Origin of the sequence: Pseudomonas sp. BF-B-26 (assembly GCF_019956495.1) — a bacterium.
Lineage (GTDB): Bacteria > Pseudomonadota > Gammaproteobacteria > Pseudomonadales > Pseudomonadaceae > Aquipseudomonas.
The window spans coordinates 1-5,907 of record NZ_JAHBDP010000028.1 but is presented as its reverse complement, the minus strand read 5'-3'; the positions used below and the strand labels follow the sequence as shown (position 1 = coordinate 5,907).

Genomic DNA, 5,907 nt, shown 5'->3' with positions numbered 1-5,907 from the left:
TTCGGTGCCGGTGAACGACAGCACTTGCAGGTCGCCGACGTAGTCTTCAACGGTCAGGCTGAAGTGGGTTTCGTTAGCTGGGTTGAACATTGCTTGCTCCCTGTTCGGTAGTCATCCGTTACGCCCGAAGTCGCAGACGTTGCAGCAAAGACGAAGTGGCGCCCATGGCGTCACGCAGTTGAGCGGCGGTGATGGTGCGCTTGGCCGCATCGAAAGCCAGCGCCGTTCGCAGGGCTGGCCAGCAGTGTTTCGGTAGATTCCTGGGTGCGTGCAGCTCGCGATCCAGTTGGCCGTCGCGGGCCTCGGTCGAGGGCAAGCGGCGGAACGGGTGTTTGCCGCCCGCCAATTCGTAGAGCACGCAGGCCACGCCATAAACATCCGCACTGGCCGACAGCGGCTGGCCTTCGAGCAGTTCAGGGGCGGCGTAGCCGGGGGTCCAGGCGTTGAAGCGGTTACGGCTCAGGTGTGGCAGGCCGGGCAAGATGCCCTCCTCGGCCTGGCCCAGACCGAAGTCGAACAGGCGCACGCCTTCTTCGCTGAGCATGACGTTGCTCGGTTTCATGTCACCGTGCAGTAAAACGGGGACAGACCACGTTTTTCAGATCATTATTGAAAGGTGGTCTGTCCCCATTTCACTTCCTGCTAAGTTTTTACGTAGTAAATCTTCGTACAGCGTATCCTCACTGTTAAAACCCGCCGCATCTGTCAAATGTACAAATATGGCCAAAAGATCATTTCGATGCAACAGAATGCACAGGCTGGCCACCTGAACAAACTCCTCAAAATCGACTGGAGAGTCTTCAAGATCTAGTGGCGATATATTCGGCACACCCTCATACTCAGCTAAGGCCTTTTGATACACCTCGAAATTTCGCACGACTCTTTCAAGCGGTTCATACAGCTCTGAAATAGATTCACCAGCTGTATATTTGATTATCAAAGCGCCGAGAGAATCCTGTTTAACCTCAAAGGCTTTCAAAGAAGCCTCCTGACCCGGAAAATCCTCTTCCAGATTGTGCATACTCCAATACGATTCCGAAGAATCATAAAACCCGACAAGGTTTTTATAATAAGCCTCAGTGATAAACGGCTGTCTTCTCTTCATTTTTATTTAAGCCTCAAGCCGCAAAGAGTCTAGTGCACCATGTTTTTTCGCCAGAGCTCTTTTTCGATTATTCACAGCTTTCTTTACCTCATCCTCACCATAGTGAAATGCGGCATGCTTTGCATGGCTCACAGCGAAGTGGACGGATTCATTTGCTAGTAGCGACATCTAAAACAAAGAATATACCACCCCTTTTTTCTCAACTTACTCTCCTGACCAGTACCACAGAGTGTCACCCCAGCGCGAGTCGCTAATGCTGGGCATTATCTCACCCTGTTTAAAGTATCGTCGCGAATTGGTTTGCGCCGGCGTAAACCAGTAACCGGTTTTTTTGCAAGGCTGACCTGCCTCGATACGAGGAACGCTCGTTGGGTTGGTAGTAACAAAGTTTCGTGCATAGTCAACCAAGTCCTTTGGGTAGACCATATGCTCGATTGCCCTGTCATCAATGCCATACAGATAGGCTATGGCGCCTGCCTCAAGAGCCCAATAGCCAACGTAACTTCCTTTGTCGCCCATCAAGTGAGTATCGTGCCACGGCGCCTGTTCAAAGGCGGGGTACCAGTTGTTGCAATACTCTTCGAGCAGTGCCGAAGCCTCTTCTCCATCTTCCTCATAAATAGCATGAACCAGAGGAGTATAGGTCTCGTGGTTCCACTCATCCACGTCGTGACGATTCGGAAGGACTTTACTTAGCAAATCCTCATAAAGTGTATCGTCACCGGCATAACCTGCGTTATCAAACATCGCAACGAAGGGAGCCAACAAATCTATTCTATGAAGCAATATGCATAGGCTGATGACCTGCACACATTCTTCATATTCGTAAAGCAAGCCTAGATCCAGCGGTGGGATATTGGGTGAATTTTCATAGGTAGCGAGGGCTTTTTGGCTATCTTGATATTGCTCGACAAGCTTTTCCAATAGAAGAGCCAGACTGTCAATCGCATCCCCAGCTGTGTAACGAACCAATATTTCATCCAGGGCGAGCTCTTGAAAATAACGAGCTCTGAGAGATTTTTCCTGCTCAGGCGAATCAGCTTCAAACAGGTTCTCCTTTGCGAACTCAAGGTCAGACTCTTTGACGTTAAAAAAATTTGAAAGCCTTTCGTCACTCAAAAATTGTTGTCGTTTACTCATGGTTACTACACTTCATTAACTAGGGTTTAGAAGCGCCGTGCTTAGCATCTAAAAGATGTTTTACGTTTATTAACAGCCGCTTACCTCAAGAAAAAATGACAGCAAAAAAGGGGCGGATTTATTTACTGATGAGAGCCCCACAAAACGGCGAAGCCCATTAATAAATCCGTCCCTAGCGCTACAAATTCTACTCTCCTGACCAATACCAAATCGTATCGCCCCATCGCGAATCATCTACATTCGGCATAATTTCGCCCTGTTTGAAGTATCGCCGAGAGTTCGCCTGTGCAGGAGTAAACCAATAGCCTTGTTTACTACATGGCTGCCCCGAGTCAACGCGACCAACTTGTGAAATGCTCGAACCGGTATAATTTCTAGCATACTCAACCAAGTCCTTCGGATAAACCATATGATCTATTTTGCTATCATCAATCCCATAAAGAAATGCAATAGCACCTGCTTCAAAGGCCCAATACCCAACGTAGCTACCATCATCACCATCAATACTTAAATGCGAGTCATGCCAGCTCGCCTGGAGTTCACCAAAAGATTCATACCACTGGCCGCAATATTCATTCAAAAGCTTCGATGCCTCGGCTTTGCTAGAGGCATAAACCGATCTGATCAGCTTCGTATATACTGGATGAAACCATTCATCTATATCAGTCCTTCCTGCTAAGTTTTTACGTAGCAAATCTTCGTACAGCGTATCCTCACTATTAAAACCCGCCGCATCTGTCAAATGTACAAATCTGGCCAAAAGATCATTTCGATGCAACAGGATGCACAGGCTGGCCACCTGAACAAACTCCTCAAAATCGGCTGGAGAGTCTTCAAGATCTAGTGGCGATATATTCGGCACACCCTCATACTCAGCCAAGGCCTTTTGATACACCTCGAAATTTCGCACGACTCTTTCAAGCGGTTCATACAGCTCTGAAATAGATTCACCAGCTGTATATTTGATTATCAAAGCGCCGAGAGAATCCTGTTTAACCTCAAAGGCTTTCAAAGAAGCCTCCTGACCCGGAAAATCCTCTTCCAGATTGTGCGTACTCCAATACGATTCCGAAGAATCATAAAACCCGACAAGGTTTTTATAATATGCCTCAGTGATAAACGGCTGTCTTCTCTTCATTTTTATTTAAGCCTCAAGCCGCAAAGAGTCTAGTGCACCATGTTTTTTCGCCAGAGCTCTTTTTCGATTATTCACAGCTTTCTTTACCTCATCCTCACCATAGTGAAATGCGGCATGCTTTGCATGGCTAGATTCAGGGGATCCACTAAGAAGTGCTGCAGCATGCTCCTCCGGGCTTCCCGAAAGATGATACAACGGAGAAAAAAACAGATGCCTTGAGTAAGAATCAAGAATTTCTCTAGTCATCGTAACTCCCACAGCGTCCCTCAGATTTTTTGATATCCACTCTTTACTCATCTGAACCATTAAGTCGTTTTTTCGGCCCTTAGAGGGTTTCGCGGCCTTCACGGATGCATTATCAGTGGAATGTTTACCAGCTACCTTTGATCGATTTTTTCCGGTAGCTTTTCGCGTAGTACCATTATCACCTTTGACCTCCTCAATAGGCTCCAAAAGATCGCTCAATTGAGGTTCACCGGAAACACCCAACTTTGAAGTAATGCTCGGCTGACGAGTGTTATTGGGCTTTCTCAAAAACTTCGGCGCATCCTCATTCTTGCTTGCTTTTGCCTCGACAATGGCAAATTTTTTCCCTCTGTTCGTCGCGGGATCTGCTCTCCACACAGCGTCAATGCCCGTACCGTTAGCGGGGTCCGACAACTTATAAAGGATATTGTGACTTTTCGGACTCCCACCTTTCGAGAGCTTACCCAACTTACTTGCGCTTGGTTTCCCTTCTAACCATTTTCCGTCAGATCCCTTATCGTGGCCATCCCAATCCTTTCCCCAATTAAATTCCATTGCACATATGTAATCGGCAATATGTTCTCCGCTTACACCCAAGCCTTCGTTTGAAATATGATATGTCACTCTCCCGGGGTTTGACTTGTCGCCCGTATTAGAATGAGTTCCGCTCGCTCCATTTTTCCCTTGCGTCGCAACGACGGGATCTTTACCCGCCGGCTTCTTACCTTTCGCAGGCTTACTGGTGCCCGAAGACATCGCCGAACTATTGCGCTGCATTCCCTTCCACTTGAGCAAACGTCGCTCAACGAGACCGATCATCTCCGGCATATTGTCGCGGGCAGTAGCGAGCACAGTGACAACGGTTGATTGGGTCCAGTTGGGCAGGCTTTGGAAGGTGGAAGAGCCTTTTACCCCACTGATGATGTCGTCCAGTTCAGCACGCAGCTTAGAGGCGTCGAAAATTTGTTCGAGCAGTTCTTCGGGGCTAGTTTTGATGCCACATTCTTGCAGCACGAAGCGCAGAAGGTCGAACAGCACAGGCGCGAAACGCTGAGGGTCGCGGTTGACTATGCGCAAGCTTTTCTTCAGACCATCGCCGGGGCCTGGGATCCAGCCAATGACAGCCATCAGCAGGTCAAATTTGGCATCTTCCTTCCCATCTGCAGATTCGGTGTTGTAAAGCACGATGGATGACTCCACCGTATCGTAGGCATCGATGGCCTGGCCGAGGAACGGCACGGCTCCCAGAGCAATGCCCTTGGCTAATTCGACGGCCGCTTCTTGGTAGGCGGCCTTGCGGTCTGCTTCTCCTGCGGCATCAGCGGTTTGTAAATCGTCGCTCATATCAGCCTCCCTGCGGCTTGCTCAATAAGTGCTTGTAAATCGACTTGGCCAGGGTCCAGCCCAAGTTTACGAAGGTCTGCGTTGACCTTGTCATCGGAACTTTCCAGCACCTTGACCGATTTGCGGTCGAAAGGTCTTGGGTCTTCACCGTAATAAACTTCAGCCGGCCCTTGCGGCACATCTTCCAGCCGAGCGAAGCCCTTGGCATCGAGAACACCTTCACGGCTCGAACCATCGGCGAACTCGACACGGTACGAAGCTCCCGGGACCGGCTCAAGGTTGCTGTAGTGCAGATTCAACTCGAGCCAGGTCGGGTTGGCTTTCGCCGCCTCTAACACCGCTCCGGCCTTGGCTGCATCAGCCAGTCCTGGCAAACCTGGAATCTTGATTCCAATCCCGGTCCCACTCCCCGCCGACCCGCCAGCATTAATTTTCACCACCGGCCCAACAACCGTAATCCCGCCCGCATCCAGCTTGATGAAGCTGCCACCTGCTTTTACTGTCAGTTCCATCCCGGCTTCGATAACAATCTTGTCCCCAGCCTTCAGATGAATCTCTTTCCCAACGCTAGTCAGCTGCGCAGTCCCCAGCTTCACATGCTGGTTCTGCCCAATCGTCAGGTGATCATCCAGCCGCGCTTCAGTCTTGCGATCAGCAATCGTGGTGCGATGCTCTTCAGCCTTCAGTTCGGTGTAAGTGTTCTTCTCCACCGTGTCATGCCGTTCATTCCCAACCCGAATTTTCTGATCATGCTCAATGTTTTCATCCCAATCGCGCTGGGCATGAATAAAGATCTGCTCGGCACCTTTCTTGTCTTCAATCCGCAATTCATTAAACCCACCGCCCCCCGGGGAGCTGAGGGTTTTGAATACGGTGCGGGTTTTGTTCGCCGGCAGGTCGTACGGAACCTGATTTTCCTTGTGATACAGGCACC

General features: G+C 49.5%; 5 protein-coding genes and 1 pseudogene. All 6 read right to left on the bottom strand.

Annotation, left to right across the window (positions count from 1 at the left end; all coding sequences use genetic code 11):
* Window positions 1-118: 118 nt before the first annotated feature.
* Window positions 119-577 (bottom strand): annotated as a pseudogene (locus KGB03_RS02315) (protein kinase domain-containing protein); the annotation flags it as partial.
* 21 nt (window positions 578-598) lie between these two features.
* Window positions 599-1,105, bottom strand: a complete 507-nt coding sequence (locus tag KGB03_RS02310; protein ID WP_223526196.1) for a hypothetical protein — start codon at window positions 1,103-1,105, stop codon at window positions 599-601.
* Between the two features lie 204 nt (window positions 1,106-1,309).
* Entirely contained in the window at window positions 1,310-2,245 is a 936-nt protein-coding gene (locus tag KGB03_RS02305) for a PoNe immunity protein domain-containing protein (RefSeq protein ID WP_223526194.1), read from the bottom strand.
* 187 nt (window positions 2,246-2,432) lie between these two features.
* A complete protein-coding gene (locus tag KGB03_RS02300; RefSeq protein ID WP_123367547.1) occupies window positions 2,433-3,383 on the bottom strand; it encodes a PoNe immunity protein domain-containing protein in 951 nt (316 codons plus the stop codon).
* A gap of 6 nt (window positions 3,384-3,389) precedes the next feature.
* Window positions 3,390-4,973, bottom strand: coding sequence for a hypothetical protein (locus KGB03_RS02295; RefSeq protein WP_223526192.1), 1,584 nt, complete (start codon window positions 4,971-4,973; stop codon window positions 3,390-3,392).
* Window positions 4,970-5,907 (bottom strand): bacteriophage T4 gp5 trimerisation domain-containing protein (locus tag KGB03_RS02290; protein ID WP_411739774.1); only part of this gene is annotated, 938 nt, incomplete at its 5' end. The genes KGB03_RS02290 and KGB03_RS02295, both read right to left, overlap by 4 nt.